Genomic DNA, 17373 nt, shown 5'->3' on the forward strand with positions numbered 1-17373 from the left:
AACCTCGCCGCGCCGGCGACCTCGTTCGAACGGAGGACGGCCAGGGCTTTATCGCTATTTCGGCTCCGCCCGGGGCGAGCCCTTGGCGGGCGGATTGTTGATGTCGAACAAGTCGTCGTCGCCCGACGCGGGCGGTTTGGTGAGCGGCGGCGGGTTGTTGATGTCGATCAGGTCGTCGTCGCCCGGTGCGGGCGGCTTGGTGAGCGGCAGCGGATTGTTGATGTCGATCAGGTCGTCGTCGCCCGGTGCGGGCGGCTTGGTGAGCGGCGGCGGATTGTTGATGTCGATCAGGTCGTCGTCGCCCGGTGCGGGCGGCTTGGTGAGCGGCGGCGGATTGTTGATGTCGATCAGGTCGTCGTCGCCCCACCCGTCAGACTTAGAGATGTCGATCAACTCGACCTCGTCCTGTGCGGCTGCCTTGGATATGTCGATTAGATCGCTGTCGCTCCAGTCCGAGCGCCGCTCAGGTGGCCTGCCCTCCAGCGTCGCCTGGTAGTCCGCCCAAGGCATGTAGTTGCTCGGATCGCGTCGGAATTTGAGCACGAGCGGACCATAGCCGTCGAAACCGGGAACCCTGGCCACCGCCGCTCCCGTCGCTAGCGCCAGCGTGCCCAGTCTCTCCCGCAGCTCGCCGTCCTCGTCCGTCTCCGTGAACGCCAGCGACAGCCCGCCCTTCGGCCCGTGACGAACCTCGCCAACACCGCCCGACGCGGGCTCGTCCTTCGGCGCCTCGCTAGAGTAGTGCCAGTAGTAGTGGATGTGCGCCTGGTAAGGGGCGTCGGTCGCGTCTTCGTCGATCTCCAACTTCACCCGATCCAGGATAATCTGTCCGCCGCCCAGGGTCTTCGGCAGGCCCGTCGCCCAGTATTCGCAGTTGTACCACGCGACCGGCTGGCCCTTCTCCGGATGCGGGTGGCAGATCCCGCGCAGGGCCGCGCGTTTACGCCAGACGACGCCGGCGATCTGGGTCAGGGCGCCGTTGATCTGCGCGTCGATCCTGGACAGCTCGGCGATCGTTTCGCGGAACTCGGCCGCGGAGGACTGCGGCCTCGGCCGCGCCACCTCATCCCAGCGGCGGGAGAGGTCCTCCAGCCTAGCGTGAGCGACGTCGACCGGATCGTTCTCGATCACCTCGCCGGTGCTGTCGACGACCACACGCGTCCAGCGTTCGACTGCCTGCGCCGTCTTCAGCCCGCCGCCCACCGATTGGGCGCGGGCTTCCACCAGGGCGCTCATCCGCGCCTGCTTCTCAAGATAGTCCTTCAGCGGGCCGCTGATGGCGTTCAACTTGGGATCGGCGACCTGCTCCAGCGCCGCCATGCGTTCCAGGTAATCCTTCAGCGGGCCGCTGATCGCGTTCAGCTTGGGATCGGCGACCTGCTCCAGCGCCGCCATGCGTTCCAGGTAATCCTTCAGCGGGCCGCTGATCGCGTTCAGCTTGGGATCGATCACGGGCTCCTGCGGCGCTGCGGCGGCCCGTTCGGCCTCCATGCGCCGGGTCTCGCGCTCCACGATCTTACGGAACTCCGCGCGGTCGCGATCGAGCCTGGCGATTCCGACCCAGAAGTCCTGGTCCGCGCCCGAGAACTCGCCTGAATCGACGATCAGTTGGGCGAGCGAGGGCGTTTCCTGCGCGGTGGCCATTCCCGGCCACAGCGTCGCCAACACCACCATCGCGGCAAGCGTACGAGAGAACATGGGCGTACGCCTAGGCCTTCGGGCAGTTCAGGTCGGCGGCTTCCTTGCGGACCTGCTTCAATCGCGCTCGGTCCGCCTTGGTGTCGGCGGCGGCCCCGCTCTGGCGCACCGAATCCAGACCCGAATAGGCCCCGTCGTAAGCCGCGCTCTGCACCGCATAGCCGGTCGCCCGCGCCACCGCACCGTCGCCGAGGTTGACCGGCGGCGCATAGGCGAGCGCCCGGCCGGCGACGCCCGCCAGGAGGCCCGCCGCCCTTTTGGCCGAGGCCGCGCCGGCGCGGTCCTGCAGCTTGGCGGCTTCGCTGGTGAGGGCGGCGCACTTCGGCGACGCGGGGATGGCGGTCTGGTCGGCGGCCAGGCCTGCCGTCGGCAGGCTCAAGGCGATAACGGCGACGAAGGTCGCGGGCTTGTACATGGCTGTCCCTTCCGGCCACCCCGCATCGGGAGCGGCGAACCTGCGCCGTCCTATCGGTCTACACGGGGAGGCTGCCTCCTCCGTTCGATGGAGGTTGCGCGCACGCAACAGGCCTAGTCAGGGCCGTTCGGGCCGCCGAAGCCCGCCGCCAGCAAGGTCCCGCCGATGTTCCACCCCATCTTCTCCTTGCCGCTCTGCGCCGTGGCCGCCCTGGGCGCCCTCGCCGCCCGCGCCTCGGCCGCCCCGCTCGAGGCGCCGCTGAAGAACCAGCTGGCGATCTTGAGTTACGAGGTCGAACTCACTGGCAAGCTGCACGGCCAGAGCGTCCACGACCGGGTGAGCGTGCGCACCCCGGTGTTCGCCGCCGAGAGCGGCCCTCTGAACCCGCTGGGCGACGGCTTCACCGAAAGCCAGAACGCCGAATTCCAGGCGATGGGCGCGGCCGCCTTCGCCCCCGGCGAGCGCGAGGGCGACGCCGAGGCGCTGGCGATCGAAGGAAGTCGGCTGATCGAGGCCATGGCGGGGGTGTGCATGCCCAATGAAGCATCGATGGGCTGCGCCGAGGCGCGGGCGCGCTGGCAGGCCCATGAGCAGCTCGTCAGCAACCACGGCGCGACCGTCGCCGCCCAGCAGGCCCAGGTCAGACGGCGGGACGAAGACGACCACCGCTTCCTGATCTTGATGGCCGGCGCACAGCGGGCCGGTGTCGGGCCGGTCCCCACCGTCGAGGCCACCTACGACCACGGCGGCCGCAAGGGCGTGATGCGCTTTCCCGACCCCGCCTTGCCGGGCAGCGAGAACTTGCCCGTTGGCAACATCGTCGTGCTGGACCGGCGCGACGGCTCCGTGGCGCTCAGCATCATGGTGGGCCTGGTTCACAACGGCCTGCACGTGGTGGACGTGGAACCGCTGGTCGGCGCGCCGGGCGTGCGGCGCGTGGGGCTGCCGTTCTCCAGCTCAGTGGACCTCGGGCTGCAGCCCACCGCCGGCAGCGCGGGCGATTACGCGGGCGCCAAGACGATCGAGGTCAAGGGTCTACGCTACCAGCTCCGCTGGCGGCTGGAACGCGACTGATGGCCGGGCCGCCAGGAAAATCGGTCCTTCCCGGCAGAGCCGGCCTCAGTACTTCTGCAGCCCGGCGGTATCCATGCTGGCCGCGAAGGCGACGATCTCTTCCGCCGTGCGTTCGCCGCCTTGGATGCCGACCAGCACGCGGCCGACCTTCATCTGCAGAATCCCACCTTTGCCTTCCGCGTTGTAGTGCAGGTAGGCGTCCAGCCCGTTCACCTTTTCCCGCGAAGTGACCTGCCACGGCGCCATGGCGTTTGGCCCGAGCGGCCGCGATGCCGGGAAGGCGACGGCTAGGTCGTGGGGGCTGGGATGGGTGATGGTCACGGCGAAAAAGCCCCTGACGTTGGGCGAAGAGGGGCCATAGCCCTGCGAGACCGAAGGCTCCAAGCCATTCTCGTCCTCGACCACATTCGGCCCCATTGGCGACTCCCAGCCCGCGGGAACCGGCGGCAGGAAGGGGGTCATGCCGCTGCGGAGTTCAGACTCGGCGTGGGCGGGCTGGACCGACAGGGCGAGCGCGAGGCCAGCGGTCAGGGTCGCCACAGTGGCGACCCAGGGGGCGAGACGATGGGACATGAGGGGCTTTCCGACGGGACGGGGCGAGGATGGTCGATGGACGGGGCGCTACTGCGCGGCCACGCCGTCCTGTACGAAGTCGCCGGGCTTCATGCCCGCCGGACAAGGTCCGACGTAGTCGCTCTGGACCACGACGGTGGCGGGCGGCATCGCGTCACCGCCTTGCGGATCGATCATGCGTGTCGTCGAGGTCATGACGACATGCTTGGAGTCGCCCTTCACCTCGCCTGAGACAATGGTCTTCAGACCCTGTTGCTCGCAGACCAGGTCGTAGGCGAAGCCGCCGGCGATCGGACGCCGCTGCGGCGGCTTGCAGCCCGCGCCGGACGCGCCCTCCTGGCCCAGCGGGTCGGCTTTCTGGCTCGCCGCATCAACGCAGGTCCGGTTCACTCCAAACGCTTTGCGCCCATTGGCAGTGGTCGTGGTCATCCAGAGCCCCGGCGTAGCCATCATGGGTCCGTCGAGCGAGAGACCGGCGCCGGGCGCGGCGGGGGCCTCGCGCTCCGGCTCTGCGGGGCCAGAGCAGGCGGCGAGCGCCACCAACGGGATGACGAAAAGCAGGGCGGTTTTGCGCATCACGATCTCGAAGAGTGAAGGTTGGACTCAGGGACGGGCGCCGGACGGCAAGCAGAGACCGCCCCGACAGACGCCAAGGCGCTTGCGACCACGATCTACGCAGGCTTCCCGTCCAGCTGAGCGGAGACTTGGACGTCTCTCTAGTCGCCACTCTACGGGCGCGCCTCCTCCGTTCGGTGGAGGCCGCGGGGCAGACATCAGTCGCCGATGACCTGCCAGTTCGCCTTGCCGATCTGTGAGCCTCTGTTCGTCATGCCGCCCGAATGGGTCGCGTGATCCGGGCTGACCGAGCCCTCAAGGCCGTTGGGTCACCTCGGCGGCCATGAGGCGTGTTTCGATGGTCCGCCGGGTAAGGATCAGGCTGCCGTTCGGGCGGACGGCGAAGCCGGCGAGGAACAGCAGGCCCGAGGCGTCTGCGACCACCGTGTCCCGACCGGTCGCAAGGGTCAGGCGTCGGACCTCTCCGCCGAGGCCGTCGGCGGAGCGGCGAAGGTGGAACACAGAGCCACCCTCAACATCCCAATTCATCCAGTCCCAAGACTGTTGGTCGAGAAGAATGCGCGTCCGCAGGCCGATTTCGCGGCCGTCCACGATCGGAATCCGCCAAATGCCGGGGCTGCCGTCCAGCACCGCGTAGATTGTCCCATCGGCGCCGACGCGCACCGCCTTCGGACCTGGCGCGCTGACCGGCGCCATACCCGAGCGGTCGGCGTTGATCCGCCAGATCCGCCAGGCGCCGCCGCGTCGGGAGGTGAAGTAGAGGGCCTTGCCGTCGACGGTCCAGGCGGGCGACGCGTCGTCCGGCGCGTCCTGGGTCAGCGGCGTCGCTCGGCCCCCTCGCCGATCCGCGATATAGAGGTCCGATGCGCCGGCGCGCGTCGCCACGAAGACCACCCGCCAGCTGTCAGGCGACCATCGCGGCTCGCTGATGACGGCGCCCGGGATGGCCGCGACGCCGGTTGGATGGCCGCCTGTCTGGAACCAGAGCCTTTCTCCCCCCTCTCGATCGGAGACCATGGCCAGGGTCCCATCTCGCGCCACTGCTGGAAACCAGTCGGAGTAGCGCGCGGCCGGAGAGGCGACTCCGGCGATGGGCCGGCGTCCGACGCCGGGGTCGGCCTCGACGAGATCCGTGCGGTCGGACAGGACCTCGAAGGCCAGCAGGTCCTGCTCGCGCGCGGAGGACAGGCTGCGGAAGTCGAGCACCCCTGCCGAGATACGTTCCGCCTCCCCGCCTCGGGCCCGCACCCACCACAAGCCGGTGTCGCCGCCCCGGTTCGAGGAAAAATAGAGGCCCTTGCCCGCGCGATCCCAGGCCAGTCCCCAGATTCGGCTCCCGTCTACCGTCAAGCGGGTCGTCCGGCCACGCGCGAGATCCAGCACATGCACGTCGGCCGAGGTCCAGCTGTTGCGGCGCAGGAACGCCAGAGACTTCCCGTCGGGCGAAGTCGCCGGCAGGTCGTCCCCATCGATCTCCGCCGGACTGGTGGTCAGGACCTGGGTGCGGCCGGTCTCGAGATCGAGGCGGAACAGCCCTGTCGCCAGGCCGGGAGAAGCCTTGTCCACGAAATATATCGCCTTACCGTCCCCAGACCAGGCAAGATGGGAGGTGATCGCCACCCGGCAGGCGCCGACGACCCGCTCGTAGCCGTTGGGTGGGGCCATCACGACGACGCGGCAGGGTACATCGCCCGTCGCCGAGGCCCGGATGAAGGCGATCTGTCGGCCGTCCGGCGACCAGGCTGGCTTGTCGTCTACCGCCGGATCGGTGGTCAGCCGCACCGGATCGCCGCCAGCCAGAGCACGCAGGTAGAGGTCGCTGTTGCCGGGCGTCTCACGGCGCGAGGTGTGCGCCACCTGAGAGCCGTCGGGTGACAGCGCCGGGTGGGTCGCATCCGGCTGGCCGGCCAGAATAGCGACCAGCGGACCCAGCTCAGGAGGTTCGTCAGAAACCAGGAGACGCCGCTCCCTAACGCCGCCTGTACCGCCGACCAGCAGCAGTAGGAGCACCACGACAGCGCCGATTACAACGGGCCATCGACGCGGTCGCGGCGGCGGCGGCTCCGCATCTTTCGCGGGAGTCGTTTGGAGCTTCGCTGGCGCGTGCCGGACTCGCCGACGTTCGGAGATTTCACGATACAGAGCGCGCGTGTCCTCTTCCGGCATAGCGCCCAGTTCGCGGTCCAGCCGTGCGGCGAGTTCCCGATACTGTTCGAGTGCGGCGGCGGGGCGGCCCTGACGTGCGTGCAGGGTCATCAGGGTCCTTACCGCCCGCTCCTGGAAGGGATCGATCTGGACAATGCGCAGGGCCGTCTGCACCGCGGCTTCGCCGCCGGCGGCGGACGCCGTCTCGACCTCCAGTCGCCGTGTCAGCAGCGCCAGCTGCTGCTCGATCAGACGCCGGCGTTCCAGTCGGGCCCAGGCCTCGAACTCGTGGGCGTCGCGGACGTTGAAGTCCTGCAGGAACTCTCCCATCAGATCATTGATTAGGACATCGGGCGACGGCGGGCCGGGGGCCTGGACGGCGGCCGTTAGGGCATCGACGTCGCAGTCGATCGCGTCGGCCGAGAGTTCAATCTGCTCGCCCAGGACCAGGAGCAGGTCGTCGCCGCCCGCGTCGGTGGACGCCTTGCGCAACATGGACAACGCCTTGCGCAGATTGAGCCGGCCCTGGGCGGAGTCAGCGTCGGGCCACAACAGGGCGGCGAGGCGCTCGCGTGAGGCGCGGCGTCCGGGCTGCATGGCGAGATAGGCGAGTAGCGCCAGCGCCTTGCGCGTCGGCGGCGACACGGGCGTTCCTTGGGGGCTGCGGAGTTCGCAGCGCCCCAACAATTGCAATCGCCAGTGATCCAAGCCGCCCCGCCCGTTTAGTGAGGCAAGGCTACACGCGCATATGCCGAAACTCACGCCCAATTTGCGCCCGTGAGGCGCGGTCAGCAGCGGGTCGGGTCGAGCTCTAGCCGCAGCGCGGGATCGTTCAGGGCCCTGCGCACAAGGTCGGCCTGACGACTCTCTCCGAACTTCAGGAACAGCTGGCGCAGGTGAGTCTTGGCGGTGGTCAGCTTGATGCCGAACCGCACTGCATGGTCGGCGACCCGAACGCCGTCGATCAGCGCCCGCAGCAGGCGCGCCTCAGCCGGCGTGAGATCGAAGGCCTTCTGCAGGCGACCGCAATCGACGGCCAGCGGGACGCCGATCGCCAGCAGCATGGCGAGGCCATGGCCGCCGGCCCAGTCGAGGGGCGCCACGACGATGCGCAGCGCCTCTCCGGCGCTTGCCTGGGTGTCAATCAGCACCTCCTGCGATCGCCGCTCAGGCCCCGCGGCGGCCTCGATGGCCCCGCGAAGCGCGGGAGTCGCACGGTCATCAGTCGCCATCAACCGACCGCCAATCGTCCGGAACTTGGTTCCGATGAGGGCCTCCCCTGCGCCGTTCGCGAAGCGCAGCTGGCCCCGCAGGTCGGTGACCAGGACGGCGATCCGGGCATGGCCGAGGGCTTGGCTCAACGCGCTGGCGATGAAGTCGGCGGGATCTGGTTGTTCGTCGGCGGTGGTATTCCATTGCGACCAGGTTCGTAGCTGTACAGCCATTGTGCGCCTCCCTCTTCAGGCAGGGAGGTTTCGGAGGCGGCCGGGTCGCGGGCTGTGGCGCCAAGCGTGAAACGACCGTGAAATCGCAACTCGACGAGCTGCGCTACATGTTCCGCTGGCGGCTGGAGGGGAATTGAGCGATCTCGTCAGGCTCGAACTGGCACAGCGCCATCGCGGAATAGATGGAGATGCCCGGTGGAATGCCTGAGCTCATTCCGGACCTTGAGTGCTGGCTTCTCGTGTGTCGCTTCGCCGGGAGACGCTTAGGCGTTCACCCCCTCGTGCGAACGCTCCATTGCGCGCTTGTAGGCGTCGCGGCCGGTGGTGCGGGCCAGGTAAGCCTGTTCGGCGTCCCCGAGGTTGATGCCGCAGTTCCGTTGGCCGAGATTTAGGGCGTAGGTCACCGAGATGTCGGCGGCGGTGAAAGCCTCACCGGCGAGGTAGGGCGAGCTGGCAAGCCGTTGGCTGACCAGCTTCAGCCGCTTCTGGAACGACTGCAGACACCAGGCCGCGCCCCAGTTCTCCCGCTCGGCCGCGGGCGCGATGAAGCGGCTGACGACCACGGGCATCATCAGGGTCGCGAGGCCGGCTTCTCCTAGATGCAGAAACTGCTGGTAGGCGGGATAGGATGGATCCTGCGGCGCGGGCGCCAGCGGCGTCGTCCCGTAGCGGGCCATCAAGTACTCCATGATCGCGATCGACTCGACCATGACGACGTCGCCGTCCTGGATCGCGGGAATGTAGTCGGCGGGGTTGACCGCCAGGAACTCGGGGTCCTGCTCGGCGGCCAACATGTCCACCTGCCGCACTCGGTAGGGAAGGCCCATCTCCTCCAGCACCCAGACGACCCGGATCGATCGCGAGGTCTGTCCGCCCCAAACATTGATCATGCGCCGGCCCTTTCCCTGTGTGACTGAGGGACTGTAGCGGACCTCATATGACACTGGCACTCACGCCATGCTTAGTTTTAGCGAGGCCAACGTCCCGACTACCGCAATCGGCTCCGCACCACGCTCAAAGGCAGATATTCTCGGCCGGGGCACAGGAGGGGTTGGCATGGACCTGCTTGCGAGAGCGCGCAGCTCATCGACCTGACCCTCACCGGTGGAGCTCCGCGGTCTGGCCGAGCTGAGGGGCCGAGTCCGGCAGATTAGCCAACCGCGTCGCCACGGTAGAAAAACTGAGGGGACTTAAACTCCTATCCAACTCATAGGAATTTCCGGCCCCACGGCTTGGCGGGGCGACAGGAGACATCCCATGAGTGCTGACGGACACTTGGCTATAGACGGCAGCTCGGAATTCCTCTGGTACATCCCCAACACCGTCGCCCCCGGCCACCGGGGCGATGATGCCGAAGAGCATCCCAGCAGCCTGGAGACCTTGACCGCCCAAGCGCGGGCGCTGGAGGACCACGGCTGGCGTGGGGCCTTGCTAGGGTCCGGGTGGGGCCGGCCGGACACCTTCACGGTAGCCGCGGCCCTTAGCGCGCGAACCACCACCTTCGAGCCGCTGATCGCCATCCGGCCGGGCTATTGGCGGCCGGCAAACTTCGCCACCAGCGCCGCCACCCTGGACGAGCTGACCGGTGGCCGGGTGCGGATCAACATCGTTTCGGGTCAGGACAATCTGCCAGCCTACGGCGATTCAGAGGGCGATCAGGCCCAGCGATATGACCGGACCAAGGAGTTCATGCGACTGACCCGCCGGTTGTGGACGGAAGAGGACGTGACCTTCGAAGGCGAACACTTCCAGGTGAAGGGCTCCACGGTAGCGCCCCGGATCACGCCGCGCGGCGAGCGGCGCCACCCGAAACTCTATTTCGGCGGAGCGTCGGAGGCTGCAGAGCGCACCTCGGCCACGGAGGCAGACGTACAATTGTTCTGGGGCGAGCCCCTGGACGGGGTGAGCGAGCGGATCGCGCGGCTGAAGGCGCTGAGCCGGGATCTCGACCGTGACCTGCCGCCCCTGGAGTTCGGCCTGCGCATCACTACTCTTGTGCGCGACACCACCGAGGAAGCCTGGGCTGACGCCGAGGCCAAGGTCGCCGAGATGGCCAAGCGTCAGGGCCAGGGCTGGGGCGACCACCGCCGGGCCAAGGCCGTCGGCCAGCAACGACTGCTGGACCTGCATGCGCGCGGCGAGGTCCTGGACGACAATCTCTACACCGCGCCGGGCAAGTTCGGCGGCGGCGGCGCGGGCACCACCTGGCTGGTCGGCTCGGCACAGGATGTGGCGCGCTCCCTGCAGAAGTATCGGGACTTGGGCATCCGTCACTTTGTGCTGTCGGACACCCCGTATCTCGCGGAGATCAAGCGCCAGGGCAGAGACCTACTCCCGCTGCTGCGCGACAAAGTCCTGACGGGGGCCTGACGGTGGCGCAGACGGCTCCCGACCTCTCCAGCGGCCGCCCCGGGCCGGCCGACGAGTTGACCATCCAGCGCTACCGCCGCGACGACGCCCCATCGCCGGAGGGCTGGAACCAGACCCTGGAGGTGCTGGTCGCTCACCGGTCGGTGCGGGCGTTTCGTCCCGCCCCCCTTCCGGAAGGCACTCTGGAAACCCTGGTCACCGCGGCGCAGTCGGCGGCCTCATCCTCCAACCTGCAGGTCTGGAGCCTGGTGGCGGTGGAGGACCCGGAGCGCAAGGCCCGGCTGGCGGCCCTGGCCGGACACCAGCGGCACATCCTCGAGGCGCCGGTCCTCCTGGTCTGGCTGGTCGACCTGCACCGGCTGTGGGCGCTGGCGGGGCTGCGCCAGTCACCCAGCGGAGCCCTGGACTATCTGGAGACCTTTCTCCTGGGGTCCGTGGACACCGCGCTGGCGGCGCAGAACGCGGTGGTGGCGCTGGAGTCCCAGGGGCTTGGCGCCGTCTATATCGGCGGCATACGCAACAAGCCGCGGGAAGTGGCCGCCGAACTGGGCCTGCCTCCCCGGGTGTTCCCGCTGCTGGGCCTGGCCCTCGGCTGGCCCGACGCGGCGCGGCCGGCCTCGGTGAAGCCGCGCCTGCCCCAGGCCTCGGTGCTACACCGGGAGCGCTACCGGTGGGGCGAGGACCAAACGGAAGCCGCATGGGACTACAACGAGGTCCTGCGCAGCTTCCAGAAGGAGCAAGCCATGCCCGAGATCGACTGGACCGAGCAGGCTGGGAACCGGACACGAGGGCCGGAGTCCATGGCCGGTCGGCACGAGCTGCGCCAGGTGCTGGCTGACCTGGGGTTCGAGCTAAAGTAGCAGGGCATAGAACGAAGATGAGGTCGCGCAATCCCGATCATGAGCCCGTCGCCGGCGGCGGACTGCTGCATCGCCGCGCCCTGCTGGTGGCCGGCGGCTTTTCGCTGGGCGCAGTCGAGGTTACCGCGCGGGAGAGCGGCGGTTCGGCGGCCCCGGCCTGGATGAAGACCCAGGGCGCACCGCTCAGCGGCTATGGCGGACGGGCGCCGGCCGCCGAGAAGATCGAGCGGATTGTCGGTGACCCGGCGTTTCCAAGCTCCGGTTCGTCACGCACGCCGTTGCAACTCCTTGCGGGAACAATCACGCCGAGCAGTCTCCACTTCGAACGCCACCATGGCGGCGTCCCAGCCATCGATCCCACGCGCCACGAACTGCTGATCCACGGCCTGGTGAAGCGGCCGCTGATCTTCCGGTTTGAGGACCTTCTGCGCTATCCGACGGAGACGAGGATTCTGTTCCTGGAATGCTCCGGCAACAGCGGCGCGCTAGGCGCGGAAAAGCCGGAACAGGTTAGCGCCGGCGCCCTACACGGCCTGGTGTCCGGGACGGAATGGACGGGAATCCCCCTTTCAACCCTCCTCGACGAGGCTCAAGTGTCGTCCGACGCCCGCTGGGTCCAGGCTGAGGGCGCTGATGCAGCGGCCATGGCCCGCAGCGTGCCCCTGGCCAAATGCTTGGATGACGCGCTGATCGCCCTCTACCAGAACGGCGAACCCCTGCGTCCCGAGCAGGGCTATCCCATGCGGCTGCTGCTGCCGGGCTACGAAGGCAATACCTCAATCAAGTGGCTGCGGCGCCTGAAGGTCATGGCCAACCCTGCCTTCTCCCGGGAGGAGACGTCCAAATACACTGACCTGCTTCCAGATGGCCGAGCCGAGATGTTCTCCCTGACCATGGGGGTGAAGTCAGTGATCCTGCAGCCGTCCCTCGGCCTGGACATGCGGGATCGTGGCTATCATCAGATCAGTGGCCTGGCCTGGTCCGGCCGCGGGCGCATCCGCAAGGTCGAGGTCTCGGCCGACGGCGGGAAGAGCTGGGCGGAGGCGGCGCTGACCGAGCCGGTCCTCTCCAAGGCTTTGACCCGCTTCACCATCCCCTGGGCCTGGAGCGGCGGGCCGGCGGTGCTGATGAGCCGGGCCACAGACGATACCGGCGGTGCTCAGCCCACGCGAAGCGACTGGCAGGCCAAGTACAAGGGCGGACGCGGGTATCACAACAACAGCATCCAGGCCTGGGGCGTGGATCGGCATGGCCGGGTCAGCAATGTCTACGCCTAGGCGCCTGATCGCGATTGCTGCGCTTATCGGGGCCGGGCTGGGAGGGTTTGCCGTGCTCAGCGCCAAAGAGGCGCCAGCGCCCCAACGGCCTAGCCTGGGACGCAAAGCGAGTGCAGAGGAGATCGCGCGCTGGGAGCTCACGGTCACCGCCGATGGCGACGGACTTCCCGCCGGCTCGGGCGCGGCCGCCCAGGGCGCCGTGGTGTTCGCCGAACGCTGCCAGGCCTGCCATGGCGAGCGCGGCGTAGGCGGTCCCGCCGACCGTCTCACCGGTGGGGTGGGCTCCCTGGCCGGGTCCCAACCGATCCGCACCCCAGCCAGCTACTGGCCCTACGCTCCCCCCTTGTTCGACTACATCCGCCGCGCCATGCCGCACGACGCGCCGCAGTCGCTGACCGCCGACCAGACCTACGCCGTCGTGGCCTACCTGCTCGCCGTTGACGGTGTGGTGCGGCCAGACGCGGTCCTCGACGCCGCCGCGTTACGCAAGGTGGTCATGCCAAATCGCGACGGTTTCGTCAGCCTGGAGGCGCGTGGCTTCGATGGAAACCTCGAGCGGGTCGCCGGCGCGGCCCGCGCCAAGCCCGTCAGTGATCCGTCTGCGAACGGTCGGCCGCGACCTCCGCCCATGTGACTGGCTATTAGAAAATCCTAGTGGTTTCGTAGGAAATAAAGATGGCGACCACTCCGCAGCGACGATAGCCTCGTCATCCAGTCGTTGGTGAGCGGCGACCACAGCTAAACTTCCCCATCCGTCCCTGGAGACATCATCATGCCGAAGCTCGGTCATCTCACCGTCAGCCGTCAGGGATTTGGCGCGATGGGCCTTTCCGGCGTCTATGGCGCGGCGGAGGACGAAGCGTCGATCCAGACCATCCATCGCGCCATCGAGCTCGGCGTCACCTTCTTCGACACCGCCACAGGCTATGGGAACGGTCACAACGAGACCCTGCTGGGTCAGGCCATCAAAGGCCGCCAGCCCGGCCTGGTCATCGCCAGCAAATTCACCCACAACACCGCGGGCGGCGCGCCGGTCCGCGCCCGGGACGCGGTGGAGGCCAGCCTGAAGCGCCTGGCAGTCGATCAGATCGATCTCTACTACCTCCATCGGGTCGACCCGCAGGTCCCGATCGAGGACTCCGTGGGCGAACTCGGCCGGCTGAAGGATGAGGGAAAGATCGGCGGCGTCGGCGTCTCCGAAGCCAGCGCCGATGGCCTCCGCCGCGCTCACGCCACCTATCCGATCACCGCGCTCCAGAGCGAGTACTCGCTATGGACCCGCGGTGTGGAGGCCGAAATCCTGCCAGTGACCCGCGAGTTGGGCATCGGCTTCGTGTCCTACAGCCCTCTGGGCCGCGGGTTCTTGGCGGGCTCGGAGGTGATCGACGCCGACGACCGACGGCACATCCACCCCCGCTTCCAGCCCGAAGCCGTTGCGGCCAACAGCCGACGGCGCGAGGCCATCGAAGGCGTGGCGAAGCGGCTCGGCGTCAGCATCGGCCAGGTCAGCCTTGCATGGGTGCTCTCGAAGGGGGTCGTGCCGATCCCCGGAACCCGACGCATCCCGCACCTCGAAGCGAACTGGGCCGCCAACGACCTCGTCCTGGACGCCGCTACGATTGCTGAACTCGAGGCGGTTTTCATACCGGGCTCTACGGTCGGCGAGCGCTATCCCGCCGACGCCCTGCGCCTGGTTCCCGCAGAGCCTATCGCGGTCTAGGCGGCGGTGCGAAGGCGATACCAAGCCCCCCGGCCGAATTGATCATAAACGCACCGACACAATCCAATGTCATGGCATGGCGTCATGGCGTCATGGAAAGTATTAGCCTTATAAATACCTGCATATTGCGCCATGCAATATGTGTCAGAGCTTTCCTTTCCAAGTATATTACAAATTCTGATGTGACGATTTCACCGTAGTGACCTCACTATTTGCGCCTTAGACACGCGCATGGGATGGGGCTTTCTAGAGTGAAACGTTTGACTTACTTGCGGGCGCTGCTCGCCACCACGGCTCTTTTCGCGGTTCCATCCGCGCCGTCATTGGCCTGGGCCGACGAGGCGGCGGCAAGCGCCGCCGCCGACGTGGGCGAGGTTTTGGTGACGGCGCGCCGCCGCTCGGAAAAGCTCCAGGATGTTCCAGTCTCAGTGCAGGCCATCAGCGGCGAGACCCTGGCGGCCAAGGGTACGATCGATCTGCAGAACCTGATCACCCAGACCCCGGGCCTGAATTCGACCGGCGGCAATCCACGCAATTTTTCGGTGACGATCCGCGGCATCGGCTATGCGCCAACTGCCGCCGACGGCCTCGACAACGCGATCGGCGTCTACTTCGACGGCGTCTATCAGGCCCGTCCGGGCCAGGTCCTGCAGGACTTGGTAGACGTCAAAAGCTTCGAGATCCTGCGCGGCCCCCAGGGCACCCTGTTCGGGCGCAACGCTGCGGCCGGGGCGCTAAACGTCACCTTCAATAAGCCGAGCTTCACACCCAGCCAGTTTTTCGAGGCCTCGCTCGGCAACTACAACTTCCGCCAGGGCAAGGCGACCATCACCGGCCCGATCAACGACATCATCGCCTTCCGCACGGCGGTGTTCGCGACCAAGGCTGACGGCTGGGTCTCTACGCCGCTACGGCCCGGCTTCAAGGCCGCCGCTGAGCAGAAGGGCATCTACGCTCCCACTGCCACCGACGACACTAAGACCGCCGGCACGGAGCGTTGGGGGGTCCGCCAGCAGTTTCTCATCGCAACCGGCGACCTGAGCATCAACATTTCGGGCGACCTGAACGTGGAGAGCGACAGCTCCTCGGGCTTCAGCTCGGGTGGCGGGATCGTGGAGCTCTACGGTCCGGGCAATTGGGGCATCAACACCACCGCGGCCCAGCAGACGCGGGTCACGAACGCGCGGAACGCGCTCAGCCAACTTGCGAACTTCGGCGGGGTGCAAAACTGGAACCCGACGGTGGATCCAGAGTCCAACATCACCAACAACTACAACCACATGCACACCGAGAACGCCGGGGTGTCGGTCACGGTCGACTATGATTTCGATTGGGCGACCCTGACCTCGATCAGCGCTTGGCGTCTGTGGACGTTTGATCCGCCCCAGGACAGCGATTCATCGCCCCTCGACATCTACCAGAACATGGCGATCAGCCGCAGCGAACAACTGAGCCAGGAGTTCCGTCTGGCCTCCAAGCACCCCGGCCCCTTCGAGTGGCAGGTTGGGGCGTTCCTCTACTATTCCAAGCTGAAGGACCACTATGTGGTCCACCAGTTCGGGGCTGACGTCATTCCCTGGTACAACGCCTACAACACTGTAGCCGGGACGGCCTTCACGCCCATTCCGTTGTCGTTCAGGTCCCAGTTGACCGGCGCTCAGATCATTGAAAACACATATGTGGAGAACCGGAATGCGGCCGCCTATGCGCAGGCGACTTGGCATATCAACGACGTCTTCGAACTGACCGGCGGCCTTCGCTACACCTATGACCGCAAGACGGGCAGCAGCCCGGTCGACACCAGCCTACTCCCGACCTCGCTCCCCACAGGCGTGACGAACGCCCAGTTGACGGCGTTCTACAACGCCATTGACGCCGTTCAGCGCAATCCGGGGGTGGTCTATACGACGCCCGGCTATCCCACGACGCCCGCGACCACCGGCTATGCGCTCAACCTGGCCACCTCAGCCGACAACATCTCAGGCACGGTCAGCCTGTCCTACAAGGTCACGCCCGACATCACGACCTACGCCACCTACGCCACGGGATTCCAGGCAGGCGGGTTGGACCTAAACAACCGCTCGCTCGATCCCTCGGCGCCCGCCGTAGCGCCGACGACAACGGACAACCTGGAGGTCGGGGTCAAAGCCTACCTGTTCGACCATCGCCTGACGCTCAATCTCGCGGCCTATCAGTCGACCCTTGAGGGCTTCCAGACCTCGATCTCCTATATCCTGCCCAACGGAACGCCCCAGCGGGGCGCCACCAATGTCGGCGACATCCGCGCCCGCGGTGTCGAGTGGAGCGCGGCCGCCATCTTGGATCACGGACTGCGGCTGACCTTCGACGGGAACTACAACGACGCCGTCTACACCCGGGCGCCCTCTCTCCCAGCTCCGCCCGAGCTGAGCTACAATGGCGTAGCGACCGTCGACGCGAAGGGTCAGACGGCGCCCTATGCCCCCAAGTGGGCGCTCTCCATCACCCCCTCCTGGGAAACCCAGATCGGGCCGGGAACCGAATTCTACAGCTATGCGGAATATTCCTACACCAGCGAGTACGGGACGGGGGTGACCCAGTCGATCTACACGCAGGTGCCGTCGCAGTTTAACCTCAACCTACGAGCCGGGGTGCGACTGCACGACGGCAAGTACGACGTCTCGGTCTATGCGAACAACGCCACCAATGAAGAGAACGTCATCTCCCAAGCCCTGCTGGCCGCGCCATCAGGCGCCGGGGTGACGGCCTACCTCGGGCGGACCGTCAACTACAACCAGCCGGCTAGGTACGGCGTCACATTGAGGGCGGAATTCTGACGCCACCGCGCCGCTGAGGAGATTTAGCCGCCGACGTTTTTCCGCAACGTCGGCGGCGACCCTTTTAGACATGGGCCTTTTGGCCTCTTCGGCATCGGCCCCTCAGGTCTCCGATCTGCATCGTCAGTATCGTCGAGGCCCTGGCCTCTCGCGCAAGCAAACCAGCCCGGCGCCAGGCCCTAGCGTCTTGCCGCCTATCGCCCGCCGTTCTCGACGAGGCTGGCGTAGCCGCTGGGGCTGACGACGAGGAAGATCAGGTTTCACTTTCCCGCGCTGGGCCTCACCGCCAAGCCGGTTAGACTCCAGATTGATCCCGGCGTCGGGGTGAATCCGGCGGATGCGGGGTGGCCGTAGCCTGGAAGACGGCGCGAGCTTGATCTGGCGGTTCAAACTCAGGGAGCAGC

Annotated in this window: 14 protein-coding genes; 7 read left to right on the forward strand and 7 right to left on the reverse strand. The window is 67.2% G+C overall.

Going from position 1 to position 17373, the window contains the following annotated elements:
- Nucleotides 1–54: 54 nt before the first annotated feature.
- Together AC1DQJ_RS15345 and AC1DQJ_RS15350 are read right to left on the reverse strand one after the other, a co-directional pair.
- The gene (locus tag AC1DQJ_RS15345) at nt 55–1698 is read right to left on the reverse strand and encodes a hypothetical protein (RefSeq protein ID WP_477604795.1); all 1644 of its coding nucleotides are present in this window, start codon (nt 1696–1698) and stop codon (nt 55–57) included.
- 10 nt (nt 1699–1708) lie between these two features.
- The gene (locus tag AC1DQJ_RS15350; RefSeq protein ID WP_477604797.1) at nt 1709–2113 is read right to left on the reverse strand and encodes a hypothetical protein; all 405 of its coding nucleotides are present in this window, start codon (nt 2111–2113) and stop codon (nt 1709–1711) included.
- A 165-nt stretch (nt 2114–2278) separates the two neighbouring features.
- On the opposite strand from AC1DQJ_RS15350, the gene AC1DQJ_RS15355 reads away from it, so the two are divergent.
- Nucleotides 2279–3187: a hypothetical protein gene (locus tag AC1DQJ_RS15355; protein WP_477604799.1), complete on the forward strand. Its 909-nt coding sequence runs from the start codon at nt 2279–2281 to the stop codon at nt 3185–3187.
- Nucleotides 3188–3232: 45 nt separating this feature from the next.
- On the opposite strand, the gene AC1DQJ_RS15360 is transcribed toward AC1DQJ_RS15355, so the two are convergent.
- The 5 genes from AC1DQJ_RS15360 to AC1DQJ_RS15380 form a co-directional block, all read right to left on the reverse strand.
- A complete protein-coding gene (locus AC1DQJ_RS15360; RefSeq protein WP_477604801.1) occupies nt 3233–3760 on the reverse strand; it encodes a hypothetical protein in 528 nt (175 codons plus the stop codon).
- A 48-nt stretch (nt 3761–3808) separates the two neighbouring features.
- A complete protein-coding gene (locus AC1DQJ_RS15365; protein ID WP_477604803.1) occupies nt 3809–4336 on the reverse strand; it encodes a DUF3617 domain-containing protein in 528 nt (175 codons plus the stop codon).
- Nucleotides 4337–4630: 294 nt separating this feature from the next.
- Nucleotides 4631–7126, reverse strand: a complete 2496-nt coding sequence (locus AC1DQJ_RS15370) for a BTAD domain-containing putative transcriptional regulator (protein ID WP_477604804.1) — start codon at nt 7124–7126, stop codon at nt 4631–4633.
- 143 nt (nt 7127–7269) lie between these two features.
- Nucleotides 7270–7926, reverse strand: a complete 657-nt coding sequence (locus tag AC1DQJ_RS15375; protein WP_477604806.1) for a helix-turn-helix transcriptional regulator — start codon at nt 7924–7926, stop codon at nt 7270–7272.
- Nucleotides 7927–8189: 263 nt separating this feature from the next.
- Nucleotides 8190–8816, reverse strand: coding sequence for a glutathione S-transferase family protein (locus AC1DQJ_RS15380; RefSeq protein WP_477604808.1), 627 nt, complete (start codon nt 8814–8816; stop codon nt 8190–8192).
- Nucleotides 8817–9183: 367 nt separating this feature from the next.
- Between AC1DQJ_RS15380 and AC1DQJ_RS15385 the strand changes: the two genes are divergently transcribed.
- The 6 genes from AC1DQJ_RS15385 (at nt 9184) to AC1DQJ_RS15410 (ending at nt 16969) form a co-directional block, all read left to right on the forward strand.
- Nucleotides 9184–10296, forward strand: a complete 1113-nt coding sequence (locus AC1DQJ_RS15385) for an LLM class flavin-dependent oxidoreductase (RefSeq protein ID WP_477604810.1) — start codon at nt 9184–9186, stop codon at nt 10294–10296.
- 2 nt (nt 10297–10298) lie between these two features.
- A complete protein-coding gene (locus AC1DQJ_RS15390; RefSeq protein ID WP_477604812.1) occupies nt 10299–11156 on the forward strand; it encodes an NADPH-dependent oxidoreductase in 858 nt (285 codons plus the stop codon).
- 17 nt (nt 11157–11173) lie between these two features.
- On the forward strand, nt 11174–12433 hold the full coding sequence (gene soxC / locus AC1DQJ_RS15395; RefSeq protein WP_477604814.1) for a sulfite dehydrogenase: 1260 nt from the start codon (nt 11174–11176) through the stop codon (nt 12431–12433).
- A gap of 52 nt (nt 12434–12485) precedes the next feature.
- Nucleotides 12486–13067, forward strand: a complete 582-nt coding sequence (locus tag AC1DQJ_RS15400; RefSeq protein ID WP_477604816.1) for a c-type cytochrome — start codon at nt 12486–12488, stop codon at nt 13065–13067.
- Between the two features lie 138 nt (nt 13068–13205).
- Entirely contained in the window at nt 13206–14153 is a 948-nt protein-coding gene (locus AC1DQJ_RS15405) for an aldo/keto reductase (protein ID WP_477604818.1), read from the forward strand.
- 251 nt (nt 14154–14404) lie between these two features.
- Nucleotides 14405–16969, forward strand: coding sequence for a TonB-dependent receptor (locus AC1DQJ_RS15410; protein ID WP_477604820.1), 2565 nt, complete (start codon nt 14405–14407; stop codon nt 16967–16969).
- Nucleotides 16970–17373: the final 404 nt, after the last annotated feature.

The sequence above is a fragment of the Phenylobacterium sp. P4_E10 genome, from assembly GCF_056401675.1.